This window comes from Janthinobacterium sp. FW305-128, from assembly GCF_020858135.1.
Classification (GTDB): Bacteria; Pseudomonadota; Gammaproteobacteria; order Burkholderiales; family Burkholderiaceae_D; genus Janthinobacterium.
On the sequence record NZ_JACYMK010000001.1, the window covers coordinates 586,426 to 610,416 of the forward strand.

The following is a 23,991-nucleotide window of genomic DNA, read 5'->3' on the forward strand; positions in this document are numbered from 1 at the left end:
GGGCATCCCTGCCGGTCCGTTTGAACGACTCCCGCGCGTCCTGCGCGGGAGTGCGTGCACCCGCATTCTTTGAAAGTCCACCATGAAATTTCTGGATCACCTGGAAGAGTGGCTGATCGCGACCCTGATGGGCGCGGCCACCTTCATCATCTTCGTCGCGGTCGTGCACCGCTACCTGGCAGGCTTGCCGATTCCGGGCCTGCAAGACTTCCTGATTCAAATCAACACCAGCTGGGCCCAGGAACTGTGCATCTACATGTTCGTCTGGATGGCCAAGTTCGGCGCCGCGTATGGCGTGCGCACGGGCATCCACGTGGGCGTCGACGTCCTGATCAACCGCATGAACCCGCGCTGGCGCGACCGTTTCATCGTCTTCGGCCTGGGCGCCGGCGCCCTGTTTACGGGCATCGTCGGGACCCTGGGCGCCAGCTTCGTGTGGTCGATCGGCCACACGGACCAGACTTCGGCCGACATGGAAATACCGATGTGGCTGGTCTACCTGGCCGTGCCGCTCGGTTCCTACCTGATGTGCTTCCGCTTCCTGCAGGTGATGGTGCATTTCATCAAGACGGGCGCCCTGCCAAAACACGACCACTCGCACGTCGAGGGCCTGGAAGATGAACTGACGGCGGAAGAAAAAGGAGCCAAGGCATGAACGCGCTGATTATTTTTGTGCTGCTGCTGGCGCTGATGCTGACCGGCATGCCGATCTCCATTTCGCTGGGCCTGACGGTATTGACGTTCCTGTTCACCATGACCAGCGTGCCCATCGAATCGGTGGCCCTGAAGATCTTCACGGGCATCGAGAAATTCGAAATCATGGCCATCCCGTTCTTCATTTTGGCGGGTAACTTCCTCACGCATGGCGGGGTGGCGCGGCGCATGATCAACTTCGCCAGCTCCATGGTCGGCCACTGGCATGGCGGCCTGGCGCTGGCCGGCGTGATGGCGTGCGCGCTGTTTGCCGCCGTTTCCGGCTCCAGCCCCGCCACCGTGGTGGCGATCGGCTCCATCATCCTGCCGGCCATGGTCAAGCAGGGCTATCCGCGCGGTTTCGGCGCCGGCGTCATCACGACTTCGGGCGCGCTGGGCATCCTGATCCCGCCCTCGATCGTGATGGTGATGTATTCCGTCAGCACGAACACGTCCGTGGGCAAGCTGTTCATGGCGGGCGTGATTCCCGGCATGATGCTGGCCATGCTGCTGGGCCTGACCACGTGGTTCTTGGCGCGCAAGCACAACTATCCGCGCATGCAGAAGGCCAGCTGGGGCGAGCGCTTCGTCACGTTCAAGAAGAGCGCCTGGGGCCTGCTGTTGATCGTCATCGTCATGGGCGGCATCTATTCGGGCGCGTTTACGCCGACGGAAGCGGCCGCCATGGCTGCCGTGTACGCCTTCATCATCGCCGTCTTCGTCTACAAGGACTTGAAGATCAAGCAAGTGGGCAAGGTCTTGCTCGACTCGGCCGCCATGTCGGCGATGCTGTTGTACATCATCACGAATGCCGTGCTGTTCTCGTTCCTGATGACCAGCGAAAACATCCCGCAGGCGATGGCCGAATGGATCACGGGCAAGGGCCTGGGCGTGATCAGCTTCTTGCTGGTGGTCAACGTACTGTTGTTGTTGGCTGGTAACGTCATGGAGCCGTCGTCCATTGTGCTGATCATGGCCCCGATCTTGTTCCCCGTCGCCATGAAGCTGGGCATCGATCCCGTGCACTTCGGCATCCTGATCGTGGTCAACATGGAAGTGGGCATGTGCCATCCGCCCGTGGGCTTGAATCTGTACGTGGCGTCCGGCATCACCAAGATGGGCATCTCGGAGCTGACCGTGGCCGTGATGCCATGGCTGCTGACGATGCTGGCCTTCCTGGGCTTGATTACCTACGTACCACAAATCTCGCTGTGGCTGCCAAATTTAATTTACAACTAAAACAGTTGTCCCCTTCATGGTGCAAAAAAAGTCGATCCTGCCGAACAAATGCGCTATGATGGGCAGCCTTAAGGGGAAACACGTATATGCATATGCGCCCCGGTAGCAAGGCTGAAATACAGAATTGGCAACAAGGTTAGTGGGGGAGTGGTCTATAAAAACGGTATTGATACCGGGGATATATTGAGGAGACACACGTTTCACAGAAGTTGTTGAGTCATAGCTGTCTGCGGCCACAAGCCGGCACCGGCGGACCCAAACGACCGGGAACGTGAAGCAATATTTGAAGCGCACCGGCTGGTGCGCTTTTTTTTCGTGCGCAGGAAACGTCCGCCGGCACGCCCAAAGTCGGTGCATAATTCCCGTGGCGCGGTTTCCGGCGCCGGCAAGTTGCATATATGCCACACTTGAATAATGATCAGCAGATGAAAAAACAACAGGGCAGTGAACTGTTCAGCGCCATCGTGGCCGCGCCGTTCGGCGCCATGGGCGTGCGCGCGCAGGACGGCCAGGTATGCGAATTGGTCTACCTGCCGCCGCACTTTGCCGAGAAAGACGCGCAGGATGCCGTCTCCGAGCGGGCGTGCGAACAACTGGCGCGCTATTTCCGCGACCCCGATGCGCCGTTCGACTTGCCGCTGGCGGGCCTGGGCAGCGCTTACCAGCAACGGGTATGGGCGGCGATCGCCGGTATCCCGCGCGGCCAGGTGCGCACGTATGGCGACGTGGCGCGCCTGATCGGTTCGGCCCCGCGCGCCGTCGGCCAGGCCTGCGGCGCCAACTGGTTTCCCGTGGTGATCCCTTGCCACCGCGTGACGGCCGCCGGCGGCCTGGGCGGCTTTGCCCACCATGACGATGCGACCGGCTTCCACCTGGGCGTCAAGCGCTGGCTGCTGGCGCATGAAGGCGTGGAAGCTTACCGATGATGAACAGTCTGCTGGCGCCCGACAACGCCACCCTGATCGATGAATTCTGCGACAGCCTGTGGCTGGAAGACGGCCTGTCGAAAAACTCGCTCGATGCCTACCGGCGCGACATGCGGCTGTTCGCCCGCTGGCTGGAAGTGGCACGGCCCGGGCGCGAGGGCCTGTACGAGGTATCCACGGCCGACATCGAGGCGTATTTCGCCGCCCGCCACGACGAAAGCAAGGCGACGTCGTCGAACCGGCGCCTCTCCGTGCTCAAGCGTTTTTACCAGCTGGCCTTGCGGCACAAGCATATCGCGGCCGACCCATGCCTGAAGATGGTGTCGGCCAAGCAGCCGGCGCGCTTCGTGCATACCCTGAGCGAAGCGCAGGTGGAAGCCTTGCTGGCGGCACCCGACGTGAGCACGCCGCTGGGCTTGCGCGAGCGCACGATGCTCGAACTCATGTATGCCAGCGGCTTGCGCGTGTCGGAACTGGTGGACTTGCAATCCGTGGAACTGAGCCTGAACGATGGCGTGCTGCGCATCACGGGCAAGGGCAGCAAGACGCGCCTGGTGCCGTTCGGCGAACAGGCGCGGCTGTGGATCGAGCGCTACCTGAAGGAGGCGCGCGGCGTCATCCTCGACGGGCAGATGGACGACGCGCTGTTCGTCACGCGGCGCGGCGGCGCCATGACGCGGCAAATGTTCTGGGTCATCATCAAGAAACACGCGCTGAACGCGGGCATCACGGCACCGCTGTCGCCGCATACCTTGCGCCACGCGTTCGCCACGCATTTGCTGAACCACGGTGCGGACTTGCGTGTTGTGCAATTGTTACTGGGGCACTCCGATATTTCCACCACGCAGATTTACACGCATGTGGCCCGTGAACGGCTGAAACTGCTGCATGCGCAGCATCATCCGCGAGGCTAAACATTTGGAGTTTGCTCCAACTACGTCATAATGTGCCTTATATGCTTATCTGTAACATCTAAAAACTAAAGAGGTAGTAAATGGCCAAGACAAATTTCCAATACGAAAAACGGCAAAAAGAGCTGGAAAAGAAGAAGAAAGCCGAGGAAAAAGCCAGGCGCAAGCTGGAAGCGAAGAACAATCCGAAGCCGGCCGACGGCAGCGAGGGCGATGAGCCGGAAGCGGACGACGCAGACGTCGACGCTGATCCAGCCGCCGCTGGCGACGCTCCTGCCCAGCCGCAGTAATTCCCCTGTTTCTGACGACCGGTGCGGCATGGCCGCGCCGGTCTCCCCGCGTTTTTCCTTCCCCCGCTACAAGCGCGGCCGCTGGCCGATCGCCAGTTGCAGCTGCGTGCTGGCGATGGCCGCATCGGCGCGCGCCTGCACATAACCCTGATACGCCTCATCGGCCGAACGCTGCGCCGCCAGCCATTCCAGCAGCGAGGCATTGCCACTGAAGTAGGACAGGCGCATGCCGTCGACCACCTTTTGCGCATCGACCAGCACGCCGTCGCGGTAGCGCGCCAGCCTGTCCTGCGCCGCACGCAGCTGCCGCTGCGCCGTGCGCACCTGCGTTTCCGCCGCCAGTTCCGCCTGGCGCAGGGCCAGCATCGCTTGCGTCACGCCCGCTTCCGCCTGCACCACGTCGCCCTTGTCGCGCCGCGACAGGGGGATGGGGATGGCCAGCGATACGCTCAAGGCGCGCGAGCGCGGCGACCCGTCGACGGGATTGCCGCTGGCGTCAACGCCGTCATGGTAGCCGCGCGCGGCGGCCAGGCCCACGGTGACGGTCGGGTCGACCGAGCGGTTGGCGCGCACGAGCGCCGCGCCGTCGCGCAGATTGTCCACGGTGGCGCGGGCGATGCGCACGTCGCTGCGCGCCTCGAGCGCCTGCGGCACCAGGGCGCTGGCATCCTGGTCGGCATACGCGGCGAAGTCGCAGGCCAGCTGCGCGTCCGGAAACAGGCTGTCGAACCGGCGGCCCAAGGGGGGCGACAAATTCAACATGGCGCTGTCGGCCTCGCTGCGCGCCTGCGCCAGCTCGGCCTGGAACTGGTCGCGTTCCACGCGCGACTGCAGCAGCTCGATGCCGCCCACGTCGCCCGCCTTGCGCCGCACGGCATTCGCGTCGACGACTTTCGACAGGGCCGCCATGGTCTGCTCCTTGCGCGCGAGGACCTCGCGCGTGCGGCACGCTTCCGTGAACGCGGCGGCGGCCGTGCCATACAGTTCGCTTTTGAAGCCGGCCACCGTTTCCTCGGCCAGCGCGACGTGGCTGTGCGCCGCCTTCAAGCGCGCGGCACGCTTGCCGCCCGTTTCGATGGCCATGCTGATGGCCGGATTCCACGTGACGGGACGGTGCTCGACGCTGCGCACGGTTTCGCGCGTGGCGCCCAGCGTGAATTCGGGATCGGGACGCAAGCCGGCGATGCCGATGCCGGCCTTGGCCGAGACGATGTCTTCCTGCTGCGCCTGCAATTCCAGGCTGTGGCTTTCCACGGCAGACAAATAGGTCTCGAAGGTCAAGGGCGCGGCGCAGGCGCCGGGGGCGATCAGCCAAGCCGCCAGCAATACATTAAAACGTGTCATGGTTCACTCCTTCGGTATCGGTCCGGCGTTGTTGTACATACGCCTCGATCAGGTAATACAGGGCCGGCAACAGCAGCAGGGTCAGTGCCGTCGCCGTCACCAGCCCGCCCACCACGACGGTGGCCAGCGGGCGCTGCACGTCGCTGCCCAGGCCCGTCGCCAGCATGGCCGGCGTCAGGCCCAGGGCGGCCACGGTGGCCGTCATCAGCACCGGGCGCATGCGGTCGCGCGCGCCATCCAGCACGGCGTCGCGCAAGCTCCTGCCTTCGTCCGCGCGCAAGCGGTTGATCTGCGCCAGCATCAGCACGGCATTGAGCACGGCCACGCCGAACAGGGCGATGAAACCGACGGCGCTCGACACGTTCAAGGTCATGCCGCGCAGGTGCAGCGCGGCCAGGCCGCCCAGCATGGCCAGCGGCACGGCCAGCAAGACCAGCGCGGGCTGGCGCAGGTTGCGGAACTGGCCAAACAGCAGCAAAAACATGGCGCCCAGGGTCATCGGCAGGATCAGGGCCAGGCGGCTTTGCGCGCGCTGCAGGTTTTCGAACTGGCCGCCCCACTCGACGCCGATGCGCTGGTGTTCATCGGCCACGGCTTGCGCCACCAGCGGGCGCGCTTCGGCCAGGAAGCCGGCCAGGTCGCGTCCGCGGGCATTGAGGCGCACGATGATGTGGCGCCGCCCCATTTCACGCACGATCACGCTTTCGCCCGAGGTGGTGCTGATGGTGGCCACCTGCGCCAGCGGTATCCTCGCGCCGTTGGCGGCAGTGAGCTTCAGGCTGGCGATGGCGTCCGGGCTGGAACGCGTGGCGGGCGGGAAGCGCACGGCGATATCGTAGCTTTTCTCGCCCACGTAGACCTGGCCGATGGGCGCGCCGCCGATGCCGGTGGCAATCAGGTCGGCCACGTCGGCTGCATTGATGCCATAGCGGGCCGCCTTGGCACGGTCCAGTTCCACCTTCAGGTTGGGCAGCGGCGGCTCCACGTCCACCGCCACGTCGGAGGCGCCGTGGACAGTCTTCAGCACATTGGCCACCTTGCCGGCGATGGCACGCACCTCATCGAGGTCGTTGCCGAAGATTTTCACCGTCAGGTCGCTGTGCGCGCCCGACAATTTGTCCTGTACGCCATCGATCATCGGCTGCATGAAGGCGACTGTGACGCCGGGCATGCGCGCGAAGCGTGCGTTCATTTTCGCGATCAGCTGCTGCTTGCTCATGCCCGACTTCCAGCTTTTATAGGGATGCAGTCCCACGCTTGCCTCGATGTGCGACGGCGTCCAGTAATCGGTGCCGTCGTCGTTGCGTCCCGTCTGCGTGACGATGGTCGACACTTCCGGGAATTCCAGCGCGGCGCGCCGCAGTTCGCTGGCCATCTCCGACGCCTTGTCCAGGGTGATCCCGGGCGGCATCTGCACCTGCAGCCACAGCGAACCCTCATCGAGGTAGGGTAAAAAATCGCGCCCGATGCTGCCGCCCAGGATGGCAAGCGCTGCGAGCGATCCTGCGCACACCATCGCCACCCAGCGCTTCTTGCCCACCATGCGTTCGAGGAAGCGCCCGTACGCGCCCGCCAGCTTGTCCAGCGCGCGGTTATGGAAGGTGCGGCGCGGCTTGCGCAGGGCCAGCCAGGCCAGGCCAGGGATCAGTACCAGGGCCACCACCAGCGCACCCACGAGCGCCGCGCCCACCGCATAGGCCATGGGCGAAAACAGCTTGTACTCGATGCGCTGGAAGGCGAACAGGGGCAGGTAGGCGGCGATGATGACGGCCATGCCGAACATGATGGGCCGCGCCACCTGCAGGGTCGCGTCGATGGCGTCCTGCAGGGTCAGGGGACGGTCCTGCTCCCGTTCGCGGCGGCGCAGCATGTTTTCCAGCACCACCACGGAACCGTCGACGAGGATGCCGAAGTCGATCGCTCCCAAGGACAGCAAATTGGCGGGAATCTTAAAGTGGTGCATGAAGATGAAAGCGATCAGCAGGGCCAGCGGGATCGTCAGCGCGACGATGGCGGCCGCGCGCGGGCTGCCCAGATACAGCAGCAGCACGAGGGCGACGAGCAGCATGCCTTCGCCCAGGGTATAACTGACCGTGTGCAGGGTGGCGTCGATCAGCGAGCTGCGGTCCAGATAGGGCACGACCTTGACGTCCTTCGGCAGCACATTCGCATTCAAATCGTCCACGGCCGCATGGATGCCGGCCAGCGCTTCGGACGGGTTGAAATCCTTCAGCAGCAGGGTGATGCCTTCGATGGTGTCGGGGTTGTCGTCCTTGCCGAGGATGCCGCGCCGCTCCACGTTGCCGTAGGCGAGCTTGCCCAGGTCCTTCACCAGCACGGGCACGCCGTCCTTGCTGCTGACGACGACGTTACCCATGTCACCGAGCGAATGCAGCAAGCCCACGCCGCGCACCACGTACGATTGCTGGCCGCGGTCGATGACGCTGCCGCCGCCGCTGAGGTTATTGGCGTTGATGGCGTCCTTCACCTGCGCCAGCGAGAAACCGTAGCTGTCCAGTTTTGCGGGGTCGAGTTCCAGCATGAACTGCGTCGTCAGGCCGCCGAAATTGCTGACGTCGGCCACGCCGCGCACCTGCTGCAGGCGCGGAATCACGGTCCAGAACTGCAGCTCGGACAGTTCGCGCAGGGAGCGCGTTTTCGATTCCAGCGTGTAGCGGTAGATTTCGCCCGTGGGCGAGGTGTAGGGATCGAGTCCCGGCTTGGCGTCGTACGGCAGGTTCACGCTGGCCAGGCGCTCCTGCAGCCGTTCGCGCGTGAAGTAGCCGTCGCTGCCATCCTCGAACACCACGGTGATCAGCGACAGCGCGAACAGGCTGCGCGTGCGCAGCACGTGCATGCCGGGCGTGCCGAGCAGGGCGCGCTCGAGCGGGATGGTGATCTGCTGCTCGATCTCCTCGGCGCCCAGGCCCGGCACCTGCGTGACGATCTGCGAGGTCACGTCGGCGATGTCGGGATAGGCTTCGATGGGCAGCTGCTTCCAGCAGTAGACGCCGTAGACGGCGACGAACAGCAGCACCAGCCAGACGATGCCGCGCCGCTGGCAGCAGGTGGCGATGAAACGGTCAATCATTGAGCAGCACTCCTTCCTTGACGACGATGCGTTCGCCCGCTTTCAGGCCGGCGAGGATTTCCACCTGTTCTCCATGGCTGGCGCCCACTTCCACCGTGCGCGGCGTGAATACCAGCGGGCTGCGCTCGACCATCACACGCGTCGATGGCCCGCTTTGCAGCACGGCGGCCGCGGGCACGAGGAGGGCGCGGCGGCTGGCGCCGGCGAATCCCGCGTGGGCGAACATGCCGGGCTTGAAGGTGCCGGCGCGGTTGTCGATGGCCACGCGCACTTTCACCGTACGCGTCTCGGGATCGAGCACGGCGCCCACATACGCGACCTTGCCCTCGAAAGCCTTGCCGGGCCAGGCATCGACGGTGATGCGGGCCGTCTGGCCCACGGCCACCTGCGCCAGGTCCCTTTCGGCCACGTTGGCCGACAGCCACACGGTGGAGAGATCCGCCACCGTCATGACGGGCGCGTTGATATCGTTCCAGTAGCCGCCCTGGGCGCCGTCCATGGCGATCACGGTGCCGGCGATGGGCGAACGCAGCACGTAGTCGCGGCGGGTGCCGCGTGTGCCGCGCGCGCCGGCGCCATACTGGGCCAGCTTGTCGGCGCTGGCCTGCGCGTCGCTGCCCGCCTGCGCAAAGGCCGCCTGGGCCGCCTCATACTCCTTGCGCGCGGCGATTTCCGCCTCGAACAGCGTTTTCTGGCGCTCCAGTTCCTGGCGCGCCTGCAGCAGGGCGGACTTCGCCTTGCTGTCGTCCGCGTAGGCAGCACTGAGTTCCGCCGAGTCGAGCGTGAACAGCGGGTCGCCCGCCTTCACGCTGTCGCCCAGGGCGCGCTGCAAGCGCGTGATGCGCCCGGCCAGGGGCGGCGTGATCTTCACCAGTTTTTCCGGCATCGCTTCGATGCTGCCCGGTGCCTCCGTCTGTGTGGCGATCTCCTGTTCCTGCACGGCGGCGATCTGCAGGCGCTGGCGCAGCGGCGACATCCTGTCGACGGCGATGCTGCCGTCGTCCAGATGCATCGATTGGACGGGCGGCGTGGCTGCCGCCGTCGGTTTGGCGCAGCCGGCCAGGGCCGAGCAGGCGAGAGCGAGGGCGCAGCTGGCGCCCAGGGCGTTGCGGGTGGTCGTGTTCATCCCGTGTTTCCTTGTTATTGATGGTGATGGGGCATGCGTGGATGCCGTGCCCAGGCGGGCGGTCAGAGGGGAGCGCGGGCAGCGGTATGACAGCGCCGGAAAAGCATAGCAATGTGCTCCTGAAGAAGCGCCCAAGAACGCCTGAATCATTCTTCAGGTTGCGTGCGCGCGCGGTGTGGCGCGGTAAAATGCAAGGATGGAAAATGCGGGAAAACACAGCACAATGGGAAAGGCAGGCATGAGAATCCTCCTGGTGGAAGACGACCGCAAGGCGGCACGCCTGCTGGCCCGTGGCTTGCAGGAAGAAGGCTTTGTCGTCGACGTGGCGCACAGCGCGGAAGAGGGCGAAGACGAAAGCTACGCCGTCGACTACGACGCGATCGTGCTGGACTGGATGTTGCCGGGCAAGCAGGGCATCGATTTTTGCCGCGATTTGCGCGCGCGCGGCATCCAGACGCCCGTGCTGATGCTCACGGCGCGTGACGCCACGGCCGACCGGGTGGCGGGCCTGAACACGGGCGCCGACGATTACCTGACCAAGCCGTTCGAATTCGAGGAGCTGCTGGCGCGCATCCGCGCCTTGCTGCGCCGCTCCGACATCAGCCGCCCGCTGGTGCTGGCGCTGGCCGACCTGACGCTCGATCCCGTCAGCCACCAGGCGACGCGCGCCGGCGCGCCGCTGGTGCTGACTCCCAAGGAATACGCGATTCTGCTGATCCTGCTGCGCCAGGCGGGCGAGGTGGTCAGCCGCGCGCGCCTGGCCGAGCAGATCTGGCAGGCTGACCTGATCGGCATCGATAACCTGATCGATGTCCACGTGCGCAACCTGCGGGGCAAGGTCGATGTGCCGGGCTTGCCGCCCCTGATCCACACGGTGCGCGGACGCGGCTTCCGCCTGGCGGAAAACCACGGTGGCTAGCTTTCGCAAGCGATTGCTGCTGGTGCACCTGGCCGTCATCCTCGCCATCGTCGCCTGCACGGCGCTGGCCGGCTACTGGGGCCTGTCGCGCGCCGTGCATGGCCAGCTCGATGCGGCCCTGCTGGCGCTGGCCGAGACGGAAATGGCCATGCTGCCGGCCGCGCCGCGCCAGCCCGTGCAGGTGCACGAGGTGGCGCCGGGCCTGGCGCCGCCGTCGTTGACGCGGCTGGACCGCCTGGTGCAGATCATCGATGGCGAAGGCCGCGTGCTGGCGCGCAGCCGCAACCTGGAGGCGGCGCAGCTGCCGGCGCCGCCCGCCCTGCTGGCGCGCCTGGCGGCCGGCGAGACCGTCTTCGAAACCTTGCCCAAGTTCGGCGAGGAGCCACTGCGCATGGTCTCGATTCCCGTGCCCTCGTCCGGCGCGCGCCTGGCGGTGCAGGTGGCCGGTTCGCTCGACGACACGAATCACGTGCTGGCCGCGGCCACCGTGCTGTTTGGCGCCATGGCGCTGGCCTTGCTGGCGGCCGTGGGCCTGGCCGGCGAAATGCTCACGCGCCGCGTGCTGGGCGCCATCGACGACGTGGTGGACCAGGCGCATTCGATCGGCGAGGCCAGCCTGCACCAGCGCCTGCCCCATCCCGGCACGCAGGACGAGATCGGCCGCCTGGTCGATACCCTGAACGCCATGCTGGACCGCCTGGAACACGGCTACGATGCGCAGCGCCGCTTCACGGCCGATGCTTCGCACGAACTGCGCTCGCCCCTGTCGCGCCTGCGCACGGAAATCGAAATCACCCTGCGCCGTCCGCGCGAAGCGCCCGAGTATGTGGACGCGCTGGCGTCCTGCCTCGATGAAGTGCAGCGCCTGACGACCCTGGTGGAAGAACTGCTGATGCTCACGCGCCTGGACGTGGGGCAGGAGCGCAATGCCGTGGAAACCATCGCGCTCAATCCGCTCGTGCGGGCGGCCGCGCAGCGGCTGGAAAAGCCGGCAGCGCAGCGCGGCATCCGCATCGTCTTCGATGACAGCGTGGCCGTGCACGCGCGCGTGGCGGCCGGCCCCGTGGACCTGGTGCTGGCCAATCTGCTCGATAATGCCGTAAAGTTTTCGCCACCCGATAGTGTCATCAGCGTGCACGTGGCGCGCGAGGGTGAACATGCACTCGTCGGCGTGGCGGACGCGGGACCGGGCATCGGCGTGGAAGACTTGCCGCATCTGTTCGAGCGCTTTTACCGTGGCGCCCAGGCGCGCGCGGGCGAGGCGCCCGGCTTCGGCCTGGGCCTGGCCCTGTCGCAAGCGATCGTGCACGCGTACGGCGGCAGCATCGAGGCGCGCAACCGCCCGCAAGGCGGCGCGCTGTTCCTCATGCGCCTGCCCGCGTCAAGCTGAGGGGGCGACGCCTTCCCAGCGCACCTGCCGCACTTGCGGCCAGGCGCCCGCGCGGTTGACGAAGCGCACCAGCACGGCGCGCTGCACGGCCTGGCACAGCACCGTGGCGATCAGCCGCACCACTTGCCGGGCTTCGTCCCAGCTGCGCAGCATCTGCGACGGCGCCAAGCCCGCGTCTTGCAGTTCGGCCAGCAGCAGGCGCACCACGTGGTCGGCTTGCGCCGCGGGGCAGGTGACGGTCAGGCGGTAGGTGGCCACGACGGGACCGCGCCTGGCAAACCAATGGAAGAATTTTTTCATCATCACACTCCCCGTTCAGCGACAAATTCCGCGTTGTTCACGAGCGCCCAGCGCACGGCCGAGACGCTGCCTTCCAGGCTGACCTGGCTGACGATCTGCTCCAGCAATCCCAGGCTGGACAAGGGCGTGAGCAGGTCGGCCCGCACTTCGATGCGCCCGGCCTGCGCCGCGTCTTCGCTGTGCAAGGATTGCAGCATCAGCGCCGGCATGCCGCTGATCAGGCGCAGCATCAGCTTGCGCACCTGCACTTCCTGCTCCGCCTCGCACACGGCCGTCACGCGGTAGATGCTTTCCGTCTCGATGCCCGCTTCGCTGCCGTGCGCGTTGATGCGTTGCGCCAGGTGGCGCAGCACCAGGTTGGCGATCAGCACGAAGCCCGTGCCGATGGCCGCTTCGAGGGCAAACCCCAGGCCGCACAGGATGCCGATGGCGGCCGAGCACCACAGGGTGGCGGCCGTGTTCAGGCCGCGCACCGTCATGCCCTCGCGCATGATGACGCCGGCACCGAGAAAGCCGATGCCCGACACCACTTGCGCGGCGATGCGCATATGGCCGGAGGCATCGCCTTCGAGCACGGAAACCATCACGAACAGCGAGGCGCCGACGGACACCAGCGCATTCGTGCGCAGCCCCGCCATGCGCTGGCGCAGCTGGCGTTCGGCGCCGATCATGGCGCCCAGGGTCAATGCCGCGGCAACGCGCAGCGCAAAATCAAATACCACCATCAGTTTCTCCCGGCTGGGGAGGAACAGGCGAGTGCAAGGGCGAAGACAATCCGCCCGCAAGGGGGCAGCAGACGACAACGGTGGAACGATGAGGGGGAAGTGGCGGCGAGAGAGTACCGCCGCTGGTAAAACCGCACCTTGCCGAGGGCAGGGCGGGCGGAATGCGCGCGTCTTGCCTAAGGCCGATCGCCGATGGTCAATCGACTACTGTCACTGGAACAAGCACCCACGAGTCACTCCATATCATTGATAACGGGGACAGTCTAGCCAGTGGGGCTGCTTTGGTCAACTGAAGCTCTCTTCAGGTAGCCGCCGCGTCGTCCCCGCCAATGCGGGGACGGTGAAGGCGACCGGTCAATCAGTGGGCGTGTGCTTTGCCATCATCGGCGGATTCGGCATGCTCGCCGCCGCCGAAAAAGCGCGCGGCGCGCTTGCCCAGGCTGTCGAGATAGGTGTAGGCGACGGGCACCACCACCAGGGTCAGCAGGGTCGAGGTGATCACGCCGCCGATGACGGCGCGGCCCATCGGGGCCTGCGATTCGCCGCCGTCGCCCATGCCGATGGCCATCGGCAGCATGCCGAAGACCATCGCCAGGGTCGTCATCAGGATGGGACGCAAACGCACTTGCCCCGCTTCCATCAGCGCCTCGAACTGACCCAGGCCTTCGCGCTGGCGCTGGTTGGTGAAGTCGACCAGCAGAATCGCGTTCTTCGTCACTAAGCCCATGAGCATGATGAAGCCGATCACGGAGAAGATGTTCAGGGTGCTACCCGTGATCAGCAGCGCGGCCAGCACGCCGATCAGCGACAGCGGCAAGGACACCATGATGGCGATCGGCTGCAGGAAGCTGCCGAACTGCGAGGCCAGCACCAGGTAGATGAAGATCACGGCGATCCCCAGCGCCATCATCGCGCCGCCCATGGTTTCAGCCATCTGCTGCGCATTGCCGGCCACGTCGAAGCGCACGCCCGGCGGCAGGTCGATGGACTTGATGGCCTTCTGCACGTCGGCGTCGACGTCGCCGGCAGGGCGGCCCTGCACGCCCGCATAGATCGCGACCCGGCGCTGCAAGGCCTGGCGTTTGAGCACCTGCGGGCTCGAGGACGGCACAAAGTCGACCACCTGGCGCAGCGGAATCATGACGGGCTTGCCGTTCGCATCAAGCTTGCTCGACGCGAGCGACAGGTCGGCCAGGTCGGCCACCTTTTGCCGGCCCGATTTGGGCAGCTGCACGTTGACGTCGTAGTTTTGCCCGTCGGACGCCAGCCAGTGGCTGACCGTGTCGCCCGCCACGAACGGCCGCAGGGCATTGCCGATCTGCTGCACCGACAAGCCCAGGTCGCTGGCCAGTTCGTTATTGATCTTCACCGTGGTCGACGGATTGGCGCCTTCCTGGCTGTATTCCATGTCGGCCAGGCCCTTGATGTTGCGCATCTTGTCCATCAGGGTGTGCGCCACGGCATCGAGCTTGCCTTCGTCGGTGCCGAGGATGGCGATGAAGATGGGGCGCTGGCCGACGGACAGGGTGATGCCGGCGATCGGCGCCAGGCGTTCGCGGATCAGCTTTTCCAGTTCCTGCTGCGAGCGGCGCTTGTGCGTCTTGATGTCCGTCAGCTTCAGGTTCACCTCGGCCGTGTTGCGCCCATCGGGCGTGCCGATATTGGCCACCAGGCTGTCGATCTCGGGAAATTCCTTCAAGGCCGTTTCGATCTGGCGCACTTTGGAATCCGTGTATTCGAGGCTGGAGCCGACGGGCGTCTTGAAGCGCAGGTTCACCCAGCCCTGGTCCGTTTCGGGGAACATCTCGCCGCCGATCATGGGCACGAGCATCAGGCTGGCCGCGAACAGCGCCACGGCCGTGGCCAGCGTGGTCTTGCGCCAGCGCAGGGCCACAGCCAGCACCTTGCCGTACCAGACGTGCAGGCGGTCGATGCCCGTTTCGATCCAGGCCATGAAGCGGCCCAGCCACGGCGCGTACTTGAAGCGGTCCTTGACGGGGTCGCGCCAGACGGACGACAGCATGGGGTCGAGCGTGAAGCTGACGAACAGGGAAACGAGCACGGCGACGGCCACGGTGATGCCGAACTGCAGGAAAAAGCGGCCGATGATGCCGTCCATGAAGGCGACGGGCACGAACACGGCGACGATGGCGAACGTGGTGGCCATCACGGCCAGGCCGATTTCATTGGTGCCGTCGTTGGCCGCCTGGTAGTGGTTCTTGCCCATGCCCAGGTGGCGCACGATGTTTTCGCGCACCACGATGGCGTCGTCGATCAGCAGGCCGATGCACAGGGACAGCGCCATCAGGGTCAAAAAGTTCAGGGTGAAGCCAAAGGCCTTCATGGCGATGAAGCTGGCCAGCACGGAGATCGGCAGGGTCAAGCCCGTGATGATGGTCGAGCGCCACGAGTGCAGGAACAGGAAGACGATCACCATGGTCAGCACGGCGCCTTCGATGATGGTGCGCTTGACGTTATTGAGCTGGCTTTGCACGCGTTCCGATTCGTCGTCGAGCACGCGCAGCGTGATATCGGGCGGCAGGGTCTTTTGCAGGTCCGCCGCCACTTTCAGGATGCCGGTACCCACTTCGACCACGTTGGCGTCCTGCACCTTGGTGATTTCCATGGTCACGGCTTGCTGGCCGTTCATGCGCGAAATCGACAGTTCTTCCTGCTCGCCGTCGACGACGGTGGCCACCTGGTCCAGGTAGACGGGACCGATGGCGCGGCGCGCCACGATGATCTTGCCGAATTCGCGCGCATCCTTGATCTTGCCTTCCACGCGCACCAGCTGTTCGGCCGCGCCATGGCTGATGGAACCGGCCGGCAAATTGGTATTCGTCGCCTGGATGGCGCGGATGACTTCATCGACGCCGATGCCCTGGGCATTGAGCTCGATCGGCTTCATGCTGATGAGGATCTGGCGCGCGCGCAGGCCGCGCAGCTTGACCTGCCCCACGCCGGCCACGCCCTGGAAGCGTTTGCTGATGATCTGCTCCGTCATGGTCGACAGCGAGCGCAGGTCATGCCCGGTCGAGGTCAGCACGATGGTGGCGATGGGGCGCTCGTTGTCGCCCTCGGCGCGCGCGATGAACGGGTCCTTGGCTTCCTTCGGGAAGCGCGGCCGCACCAGGGCGACCTTGTCGCGCAAGTCCTGCATGGCCTTGTCCATGTTCGTCGACAGCTCGAATTCCAGGTAGACGCCGGCGCGTCCTTCCCACGAATTGGCGCGGATGGTCTTGATGCCGCTGACGGTGTTGACGGCGTCCTCGATGGGGCGCGTGATGTCGTTTTCCACGGCTTCGGGCGAGGCGCCCGGGTAGTTCACTTCAATGGCGGCGAACGGGAACTGCACGCTGGGCATGCTCTCCACGCCCAGGCCACGGTAGGAAAAGATGCCCAGCACCACCAGCGCCACCATGACCATGGTGGCGAAGACGGGGTTTTGAATGCTGACTTTGGTCATCCACATGGCTTAATCCTTCCGTGCCAGCACGGCCGCCGGCGCGGCGGGGGCGGGGCCGGTGGCGGGCGCGGCGAAGGTCACGCTGTGGCCCGGTTTCACGCCATCGAGCCTGGCGATGATGACTTTCGCGCCCGGCACCAGGCCCGACTTGACCTCGGCATAGCCTTCGTCCTCGTTGCGCAGTCCCAGGGTGACGGGCTGCGCGACCACCTTGTTATTCACCAGCGCATACACGACGGGGCCCTGCTTTTCGTTGCGCACGGCCGTCAACGGCACCAGCGGCGCCACGGGCGAGCGTTCGGTGACGATGCTGCCCTTGGCGAACATGCCGCCGCGCAGCGCGCCATCGCCATTGTCGACGGCGATGTAGACGAGCATGGCGCGCGAGCCGCTCTCGGTGGTGGGGTTGATGCGCGTGACCTTGCCGGCGAAGTCGCGCGCGCCGAAGCCGTCGACCTTGAAGCGCACGTCCTGGCCCAGCTTGATGCGGGGAATCTCCGCGCTGGGCACGGGCGCTTCCAGGGTCAGCTGGGCCAGGTTGACGATGGTGTAGACGGGCATGTCGGGCGCGACTTTTTCGCCCGCCTGCAGGTGGCGCTTGCTGACGATGCCGGCCATCGGCGCGCGGATCACCGTGTCGGCCAGCGCGATGCGGGCGATGTCGACCATGGCGGCGGCGGACTTGACGTTGGCGCGCGCCAGGTCGACCGAGTTTTGCGTCGTGTCGTAGGCCGTCTGCGAAATGTATTTTTGCTTGAGCAGTGCCTGACTGTTCGCTTCATTCTTGGCCGCCATCGACAGGCGCGCCTGCGCTTCGTCCAGCATGGCTTGCTGCTGCGTCAGGCGGGCGCGCAGGTCGGCCGCATCGAGGTGCACGAGGACTTGCCCGTTGGCCACTTGCTGGCCTTCCTGCAAGGTCGTTTCCTGGATCACGCCGGAAACCTTGGCCTTGATGGTGGCCTGGGTCACGGGTGCTAGCGAACCGGACAGGGGCAGGCTGATGCTGAGTGCGCGCGCGTCGATGGCGGCCACGTCGCCCTGGGCCAGTTCATGCACGGGCGTCTTGGCCTGCTCCTTCTTCTTGCTCGCTTGCTGTTCGGCAACCTTAGCCGCTTGCTGCTTCGATTGCATCACCGTCCAGCCGCCGCCGGCCAGGCCCAGCACGACGAGGATCAAGAGGGGCATGCGCCAGCGCCGGCGGCGCGTGGCGGCAAGGGGAGAGGCGGGGGGCAGGGTCTCGTTTTTCATAGGTTTTTTTTCAGGAGCGGCGCAGGGCTTCGGCGCCAGGTCTCGGTGCGGCCGGCCTGCGGCGGGCCGGGGGAATTCGGGTAGCGCATCACCGTGGCGGCCGCAGACAACACGCCTGCCGCTGCGGCCGTTCACGGCGATGCGCATGTTGCCACTTTAGGAAGATCCAAGTCCGGCCGCCATCGCCGTGCGACAGATTGCACAAAACCGGGGCTGGAATGCAAAAAACGGCGACCAAAGACCATCGCCAGCATGCACGCCGTCCACGTCACGATGCTTGCGCCTTCTCAAGAAGCCGATTCGCCGGCGCGCAAGAATGGTCGGGATGGTTGCGCTACCGGACAGGCCATTTGCCCGCCGGTTGCCGCGCGGCCGCGCCACGGGGGGGCTGATGTCTGATCGGATTGCCGGAGCCGCCCCGTCGCCGGGCCGTTTGCTGGCCGCGGCCGAACCGCAGGCGGGGCCGGTCGGCAAGGCGCTCGACTTGCTGTCCATCATCGTTGCCGCCGTCGAACAGGCGCCCGGCCTGGCCGTGCGCGGTATCGACCGCGACGGCATCGTGCGCTACTGGAGCGCGGGTGCGGCGCGCCTGTATGGCGTGGCGGCCGAGCTGGCGCTGGGCCAGCCGTGGGCCAGGGTGGCCGCTTCGCTGCCCGGTGCCGCCACCCTGGCCGAGGAAGTTAGCGGCGAACTGGCGGCCGTGTGGGAGAGCGGCAAGGCGCGCGGCATGCGCCTGTGGAAACTGGACGCCGACGGGGCCGCGCCGCGCTGCATCTGTTCCACCGTATTTCCGGTCATGCAGTCCGGAAGGGTGCGGCAAGTGGTCTGCATCGATGCCGACATCACGCCCAGCGGCCAGGATGACGCGGCGCAGGGCGCCCTGCTGCTGATGGGAGACAATTTCCGCCAGCTGTACGAGAAGTCGGCCGACGCCATCGTGCTGCTGCGCGACGAGCACATCGCCGAGGCGAATCCGGCCGCCATCGCCCTGTTTCAATGCGAAGACCGGACACGCCTGCTGGGGCGCCGCCTCAGCGACTTTTCGCCCTTGCGCCAGCCCGATGGCGCATTGTCCTCGTTGCGCGGCACGCAGCTGGCGGCGCAGGCCCACGCCGACGGCAACTGCCGCTACGATTGGCGTTACCAGACGTGCACGGGCCAGCTGTTCTGGGGCGAAGTGCTGCTTACGTCCGTCACGCTCGACCATAGCTATCTGTTTTACGCCGTGATCCGTGATATTTCCTCACGCAAACTGGCCGAGCGGGCCCTGTACCTGTCGGCGCAGGTTGTCGAGCATGCGCGCGAGGCCATCGTCGTGATGGACCCGCAGCAGCACGTCGTCAGCATGAATCCCGCGTACAGCGAGATCAGCGGCTACAGCCTCGACGACATGCTGGGCAAGCCCTTCGTCCCGCACGGCGTCGAGCCGGACGTGCCCGCATTTTTCGACCACGTGTGGGACGAAGTCGATGCCAACGGTTACTGGCAAGGCGACATCGTCGGCCAGCGCAAGGCGGGCGGGCGCTATCCGGCCTGGCTGTCGCTGACGGCCATCCGCGACCCGCAGGGGCAATTGAGCAATTATCTGGCCATCCTCAGCGACATCAGCGAGCGCAAGAAAAACGAGGAGCACACGCGCCACCTGGCCGAGCACGATTTCCTCACCGACTTGCCGAACCGCGTGCTGCTGCTCGACCGGCTGTCGCTGGGGCTGGCGGCCGCGCGGCGCAAGCTGAGCATGTTGGCCATCCTGTACCTGGACCTCGACCATTTCAAGCACATCAATGACAGCATGGGGCACCACGTGGGCGATTTGCTGCTCAAGGAAGTGGCGCGGCGCCTCGTGCGCTGCGTGCGCGGCGTCGATACGGTCAGCCGGCATGGCGGCGACGAGTTCGTCATCATCCTGGCCGAGGTGGGCGGCATCGACCAGGTGGCCCACGTGGCGGCCAGCCTGCTGCATGCCGTCACGCAACCCTATCAGCTGGGCGAGTACGAATTGCATGTGTCGACCTCAATCGGCGTGGCCATCTTTCCCAGCGACGGCGACAGCATCGATACCCTCGTGCACAACGCCGACATCGCCATGTACCACGCCAAGGAAAGCGGGCGTAACAATTTTCAGTTTTTCAATGCCGAGATGAATGCGCAAATCGTCGAGCGGGCTAGCCTGGAGCAGGGCTTGCGCGAAGCGCTGGGGCGCGACGAGTTCGTGCTCGAATTCCAGCCCGCGCTCGATGTCGCCAGCGGGCAAATCCTCGGCGCCGAAGCGCTGTTGCGCTGGCGCCACCCGCAACTGGGCGTGCTGCCGCCCGAGCGTTTCATTGCCGTGGCCGAGGAATGCGGCTTGATGGTCTCGATCGGCAACTGGGTGCTGCAGCAAGCCTGCCGCCGCGCGCGCGCCTGGCACGATGCGGGCCATGCCTGGAGAGTGGCCGTGAATCTGTCGCCGGCGCAGTGCCTGCACAATAACTTATTGCTCAGCGTGCAAGAGGCGCTGGCCGTGTCGGGCTTGCCCGCCGCCTGCCTGGAACTGGAAGTGACGGAATCCTTGCTGATGAAAGGGGGCGCGCGCCTGGCCGGCGTGCTGGCGCAGCTGCGTGCGCTGGGCGCCAGGCTGGCCATCGACGACTTCGGCACCGGCTATTCGCGCCTGGCCAATCTGCGCCATTACCCGGTGGATCAACTCAAGATCGACCCGTCGTTCCTGCCGGCCGCGGCCGATGGCGCGGTCGGCGAGTCCGACACAGCCATCGCCGCCACCATCATCGCCATGGCGCGCGAGCTGCAATTGACGGTGATCGCCGAAGGCGTGGAAACGGCGCAGCAGCTGGCCTATCTGCGGGGGCAGGGCTGCCAGCAATACCAGGGGCGCTTTGCCAGCGCGCAAGTCGCGGGCAGCACGCTGGCGAAGTTATTGAATTAGTCAATGTTGCCCAGCAGCTTGATGCGTGCTAGCACCTGGCCATGGTCGGAGGCATGCGGCAAGCCCAGCAGCAAATGGTCGTTGAGATACGTCACTTCCTGCAGCACGCCGATGGCGCGCGGCGAGGCGGGATGAAAATGTTCGGACACGAGGATATGGTCGATCGTCATGTAGGTGCTGTCGTGAATATTCGTGTAGCCCGCGTGGCGCAGGGCGTCCTGGCGCAGCTGGATGGTGTTGGCGTCGTACAGGCGCGCGCGCATCTCGGCACCCGGTTCGCACGGCGCGCCGGCGCCCATGACGATGGCCGTCGTGACGGCATTGGCGATGTCGTTGAAGTCGCCCAGCACGATGCGGGGACGGCCAGTGTGGCCCAGCTCGCTTGCCAGCACGCGCAGGGCGACGGCTTCCGCGCCGCGCCGCTGCAGCGAGCGCAGGTTGGCCAGCGCGTAGGCGATGGCATCGTTGCCGTCGCCATGGCGGTAGTCGGGCCGGCGCGATTTCAAATGCACGACGACCACGTCCGTGAGTTGTCCGCCCGGCAAGATGACCTGGACATGCAGGGGCGCGCGGGCGAAGCGGCAGGCGTTGTCGTCGGCGGACTGTCTGTCGGCGGACACGGTCACGCCGGCGGGAAAATTCGCCCAGGCAACACCAGCGCCGGCCAGCGGCAGGCGCGACACGAGCGCCACCGTGGGCAGCATGCGTCCGGCAATATCCGTCGCATCGTAGCCGGCCAGCGTGGCTGCGCGGTAGTGGCGCGTGCGCGACATCACGTCGCGCAGGGCCGCCTGCGAGAAAATTTCCTGGAATCCGATCACGTCGGCGTCGAGCAGGTCGATCTGCCGCGCCGTCCATTCCGCCTTGGCCTCGTATTGCGCCGGGCTCAACGGTTCCAGGTTGTCATACAATTTCGCCCCGGCGGGGGCGAGGTTGCAGACATTGAATGTGGCAAAGCGGATTTCTTCCTGCATAATTAGCACTCCTCACTGAACGATCAGCGTATCACGCATGGCTAAAAAAGAGCATATTTCCGAAACCCAGGCGACGCAGCTGCTGCGCAAGCATCAAGTTTCCTTCGAAGAACACCCGTATCCTTACGAGGAGCACGGCGGCACCAGCGTCTCGGCGCGCGAATTGAACGTGCCGGAACACGCAGTGATCAAGACCCTGGTGATGCAGGACGAGGCGGCCAAGCCGCTGATCGTGCTCATGCATGGCGATTGCAAGGTGTCGACCAAGAACCTGGCGCGCGGCATCGGCTGCAAGTCCGTCGAGCCGTGCAAGCCCGAAGTGGCGCAGCGCCATTCCGGCTACATGATCGGCGGCACCTCGCCCTTCGGCACCAAAAAGACCATGCCCGTGTACGTGGAGCAATCGATCCTGGACTTGCCGCGCATTTACATCAATGGCGGGCGGCGCGGTTTCCTCGTCTCGCTGGCGCCGCAGGTCTTGCTTGACTTGCTCAAGGCCAAGCCGGTGCAGTGCGCGCTGCAAGATTAAGAAAACCAGACGCCGCCCTGTCCCTGGACTGGACGCTGGTGTATATTCTGCTGCGCCAGCCTCGATGCTGGTGTAATAAACACAATAAAGGGAAGAAATGAATCCAGTAATCACAACCGTGGCAATGACAGTGGCCGCTTACTTGCTCGGCTCGATATCGTTTGCCGTGGTGATGAGCAAGGTCTACGGCATTGCCGATCCGCGCACCTATGGCTCGAAAAACCCGGGCGCCACCAACGTGCTGCGCAGCGGCAACAAGGGGGCCGCCATCATGACCCTGCTGGGCGATGGCGCCAAGGGCTGGCTGGCCGTGTTCCTGGCCGACCATTTTGCCAGCGCGCTGGGCGTGGGCGACACGGCCGTGGCCCTGGTGGCCATCGCCGTCTTCCTGGGCCATCTGTGGCCCGTGTTCTTCCGCTTCGTCGGCGGCAAGGGCGTGGCCACGGCCCTCGGTGTGTTGCTGGGCATTAATCCCTGGCTGGGCCTGGCGACCCTGGCCACCTGGCTGATCATCGCCTACGCGTTTCGCTATTCCTCGCTGGCAGCCCTGGTGGCGGCCCTGTTCGCGCCGTTTTACTACGGCTTGCTGTTCGGCGTCGATCCCATCTTGCTGGCCGTGATCGTCATGAGCGTGCTGCTGGCGTATCGCCACAGCCAGAACATCGCGAACTTGCTCTCTGGTAAAGAAAGCAAGATCGGCGGCAAGAAGGATGGGGCCAAGGCACCCGTGCAGAAAAAGTAAGCGCTTGATTTCCCGCGGCCCGCACGCATATGCTGTGCTTGCGGCGCCGCGCGGTGCGGCCGCCACCGACTCGCGCAAAGGCTGCCCACCATGACCGTTTCCACCACCTCCGCCACACCCACCCCTATCCGTATCGATTTCGTTTCCGACGTTTCCTGCCCCTGGTGCGTGGTGGGCCTGAAGTCGCTGGAGCAGGCGCTGGCCAAGCTGGACGGCACCGTCCAGGCCGACATCCACTTCCAGCCTTTCGAACTGAACGCGAATATGCCGCCCGAGGGCGAGGATATCGGCGAACACATCGCCCGCAAATACGGTTCCACCCCGGAACAGATGGCGCAGTCGCGCGAATCGATCCGCGCGCGCGGCGAACAGCTGGGCTTTACCTTTGCCATGGACAAGCGCGGGCGCATCTACAACACCTTCGATGCGCACCGGCTGCTGCACTGGGCTGCTCTGGAAGGGCGCCAGAAGGCACTCAAGATGGCCTTGTTCGATGCCTACTTCACGCAGGGCCAGGATCCGTCCTCGCACGAGGTGCTGCTGGCTGTGGCGGGCAAGGTGGGCCTCGATACCGCGAAAGCGGCCGAAGTGCTGGCGTCCGATGCCTATGCGGACGAGGTGCGCGCGCAGGAGCGCTTCTATCAGCAGAACGGCATCAATTCCGTGCCCGCCGTCATCATCAACGAGCGCCACCTGATTTCCGGCGGCCAGCCGCCCGAAGTGTTTGAGCAAGCCTTGCGCCAGATCATCAGCGGCGCCTGAACGGGGCGCCAATGGCGCGCGCCATGGCGGGCTTTTTCGGCTACACTCGGCAAAGAAGGAGGATAGTCAAATGCCAACAGCCAGCTGGAATGGCGCCGTCATCGCGCAAGCCACCGATGCGCAGGTGCAAGTCGTTGAAAACAATGTGTATTTTCCTTTGTCGGCGGTGACGCAGGAGTACTTGCGTCCCAGCAGCCACACGAGCGTCTGCCCGTGGAAAGGCACGGCCAGCTATTACGATGTCGTCGTCGATGGCCAGACGAACGCCAACGCCGCCTGGTATTACCCCCAGCCCAAGGATGCCGCCAAGCAAATTGCCGGCCACGTCGCCTTCTGGCGCGGCGTGAGCGTCGAGCGCTGACCTGACTCCCCCTATTTCCTGACAAAGCC

20 protein-coding genes are annotated in these 23,991 nt (G+C 65.4%); 12 read left to right on the forward strand and 8 right to left on the reverse strand.

The features are described from left to right. The first annotated feature begins 82 nt into the window (after positions 1-82). The 5 genes from IGS60_RS02690 to IGS60_RS02710 all read left to right on the forward strand — a co-directional run bounded on the left by IGS60_RS02690 (position 83) and on the right by IGS60_RS02710 (position 4,059). Positions 83-655: a TRAP transporter small permease gene (locus tag IGS60_RS02690; protein ID WP_034746865.1), complete on the forward strand. Its 573-nt coding sequence runs from the start codon at positions 83-85 to the stop codon at positions 653-655. Continuing rightward, entirely contained in the window at positions 652-1,932 is a 1,281-nt protein-coding gene (locus tag IGS60_RS02695; protein WP_070223052.1) for a TRAP transporter large permease, read from the forward strand. The genes IGS60_RS02690 and IGS60_RS02695 overlap by 4 nt, the downstream gene beginning before the upstream one ends. Positions 1,933-2,357: 425 nt before the next feature. Beyond that, positions 2,358-2,858, forward strand: coding sequence for a methylated-DNA--[protein]-cysteine S-methyltransferase (locus IGS60_RS02700; RefSeq protein WP_230502205.1), 501 nt, complete (start codon positions 2,358-2,360; stop codon positions 2,856-2,858). Further along, on the forward strand, positions 2,858-3,772 hold the full coding sequence (gene xerD / locus IGS60_RS02705) for a site-specific tyrosine recombinase XerD (RefSeq protein WP_175444799.1): 915 nt from the start codon (positions 2,858-2,860) through the stop codon (positions 3,770-3,772). Before IGS60_RS02700 ends, xerD begins: the two co-directional genes overlap by 1 nt. 80 nt (positions 3,773-3,852) lie before the next feature. Then, positions 3,853-4,059 (forward strand): hypothetical protein, encoded by a 207-nt coding sequence (locus IGS60_RS02710; protein ID WP_070223057.1) that lies wholly within the window; start codon positions 3,853-3,855, stop codon positions 4,057-4,059. A 66-nt stretch (positions 4,060-4,125) separates the two neighbouring features. Here the strand turns inward: IGS60_RS02710 and IGS60_RS02715 are convergent, their stop codons facing one another. From IGS60_RS02715 to IGS60_RS02725, 3 genes are read right to left on the reverse strand one after another with little or no spacing between them, the layout of a single operon-like run. Further along, positions 4,126-5,403, reverse strand: a complete 1,278-nt coding sequence (locus IGS60_RS02715; RefSeq protein ID WP_230502207.1) for a TolC family protein — start codon at positions 5,401-5,403, stop codon at positions 4,126-4,128. After that, a complete protein-coding gene (locus IGS60_RS02720; RefSeq protein ID WP_230502210.1) occupies positions 5,390-8,494 on the reverse strand; it encodes an efflux RND transporter permease subunit in 3,105 nt (1,034 codons plus the stop codon). The genes IGS60_RS02715 and IGS60_RS02720 overlap by 14 nt, the downstream gene beginning before the upstream one ends. Continuing rightward, positions 8,487-9,620, reverse strand: coding sequence for an efflux RND transporter periplasmic adaptor subunit (locus tag IGS60_RS02725; RefSeq protein WP_230502212.1), 1,134 nt, complete (start codon positions 9,618-9,620; stop codon positions 8,487-8,489). The genes IGS60_RS02720 and IGS60_RS02725 overlap by 8 nt, the downstream gene beginning before the upstream one ends. A gap of 238 nt (positions 9,621-9,858) precedes the next feature. Here IGS60_RS02725 and IGS60_RS02730 point away from each other — a divergent pair, with 238 nt between their 5' ends. Together IGS60_RS02730 and IGS60_RS02735 are read left to right on the forward strand one after the other, a co-directional pair. Beyond that, positions 9,859-10,539 carry a response regulator transcription factor gene (locus IGS60_RS02730; protein ID WP_230502214.1) on the forward strand — a complete coding sequence of 227 codons (681 nt, stop codon included), beginning with the start codon at positions 9,859-9,861 and terminating at the stop codon, positions 10,537-10,539. After that, complete coding sequence (locus IGS60_RS02735) at positions 10,532-11,929, forward strand: cell wall metabolism sensor histidine kinase WalK (protein WP_205602421.1); 1,398 nt, start codon at positions 10,532-10,534, stop codon at positions 11,927-11,929. Before IGS60_RS02730 ends, IGS60_RS02735 begins: the two co-directional genes overlap by 8 nt. Here IGS60_RS02735 and IGS60_RS02740 read toward each other — a convergent pair. The 4 genes from IGS60_RS02740 to IGS60_RS02755 form a co-directional block, all read right to left on the reverse strand. Continuing rightward, positions 11,921-12,232, reverse strand: a complete 312-nt coding sequence (locus tag IGS60_RS02740; RefSeq protein ID WP_230502215.1) for a hypothetical protein — start codon at positions 12,230-12,232, stop codon at positions 11,921-11,923. The genes IGS60_RS02735 and IGS60_RS02740 overlap by 9 nt on opposite strands. Further along, the gene (locus tag IGS60_RS02745) at positions 12,232-12,954 is read right to left on the reverse strand and encodes an MgtC/SapB family protein (protein ID WP_070223069.1); all 723 of its coding nucleotides are present in this window, start codon (positions 12,952-12,954) and stop codon (positions 12,232-12,234) included. The genes IGS60_RS02740 and IGS60_RS02745 overlap by 1 nt, the downstream gene beginning before the upstream one ends. A gap of 358 nt (positions 12,955-13,312) precedes the next feature. Beyond that, positions 13,313-16,426, reverse strand: coding sequence for an efflux RND transporter permease subunit (locus IGS60_RS02750; RefSeq protein WP_230502217.1), 3,114 nt, complete (start codon positions 16,424-16,426; stop codon positions 13,313-13,315). Between the two features lie 3 nt (positions 16,427-16,429). Then, positions 16,430-17,668 (reverse strand): efflux RND transporter periplasmic adaptor subunit, encoded by a 1,239-nt coding sequence (locus tag IGS60_RS02755; RefSeq protein WP_230502219.1) that lies wholly within the window; start codon positions 17,666-17,668, stop codon positions 16,430-16,432. Positions 17,669-18,059: 391 nt separating this feature from the next. Here IGS60_RS02755 and IGS60_RS02760 point away from each other — a divergent pair, with 391 nt between their 5' ends. Continuing rightward, positions 18,060-20,594, forward strand: coding sequence for a bifunctional diguanylate cyclase/phosphodiesterase (locus IGS60_RS02760; RefSeq protein WP_230502222.1), 2,535 nt, complete (start codon positions 18,060-18,062; stop codon positions 20,592-20,594). Here IGS60_RS02760 and IGS60_RS02765 read toward each other — a convergent pair. Next, complete coding sequence (locus IGS60_RS02765; RefSeq protein ID WP_230502224.1) at positions 20,591-21,568, reverse strand: endonuclease/exonuclease/phosphatase family protein; 978 nt, start codon at positions 21,566-21,568, stop codon at positions 20,591-20,593. The genes IGS60_RS02760 and IGS60_RS02765 overlap by 4 nt on opposite strands. A gap of 37 nt (positions 21,569-21,605) precedes the next feature. On the opposite strand from IGS60_RS02765, the gene ybaK reads away from it, so the two are divergent. The 4 genes from ybaK to IGS60_RS02785 all read left to right on the forward strand — a co-directional run bounded on the left by ybaK (position 21,606) and on the right by IGS60_RS02785 (position 23,962). Beyond that, the gene (gene ybaK / locus IGS60_RS02770) at positions 21,606-22,097 is read left to right on the forward strand and encodes a Cys-tRNA(Pro) deacylase (RefSeq protein ID WP_230502226.1); all 492 of its coding nucleotides are present in this window, start codon (positions 21,606-21,608) and stop codon (positions 22,095-22,097) included. Between the two features lie 97 nt (positions 22,098-22,194). Continuing rightward, complete coding sequence (plsY, locus tag IGS60_RS02775; protein ID WP_230502228.1) at positions 22,195-22,839, forward strand: glycerol-3-phosphate 1-O-acyltransferase PlsY; 645 nt, start codon at positions 22,195-22,197, stop codon at positions 22,837-22,839. 90 nt (positions 22,840-22,929) lie between these two features. Beyond that, on the forward strand, positions 22,930-23,601 hold the full coding sequence (locus IGS60_RS02780; RefSeq protein ID WP_230502229.1) for a DsbA family oxidoreductase: 672 nt from the start codon (positions 22,930-22,932) through the stop codon (positions 23,599-23,601). Positions 23,602-23,671: 70 nt separating this feature from the next. Then, positions 23,672-23,962: a DUF427 domain-containing protein gene (locus IGS60_RS02785; protein WP_230502231.1), complete on the forward strand. Its 291-nt coding sequence runs from the start codon at positions 23,672-23,674 to the stop codon at positions 23,960-23,962. Positions 23,963-23,991 lie beyond the last annotated feature (29 nt).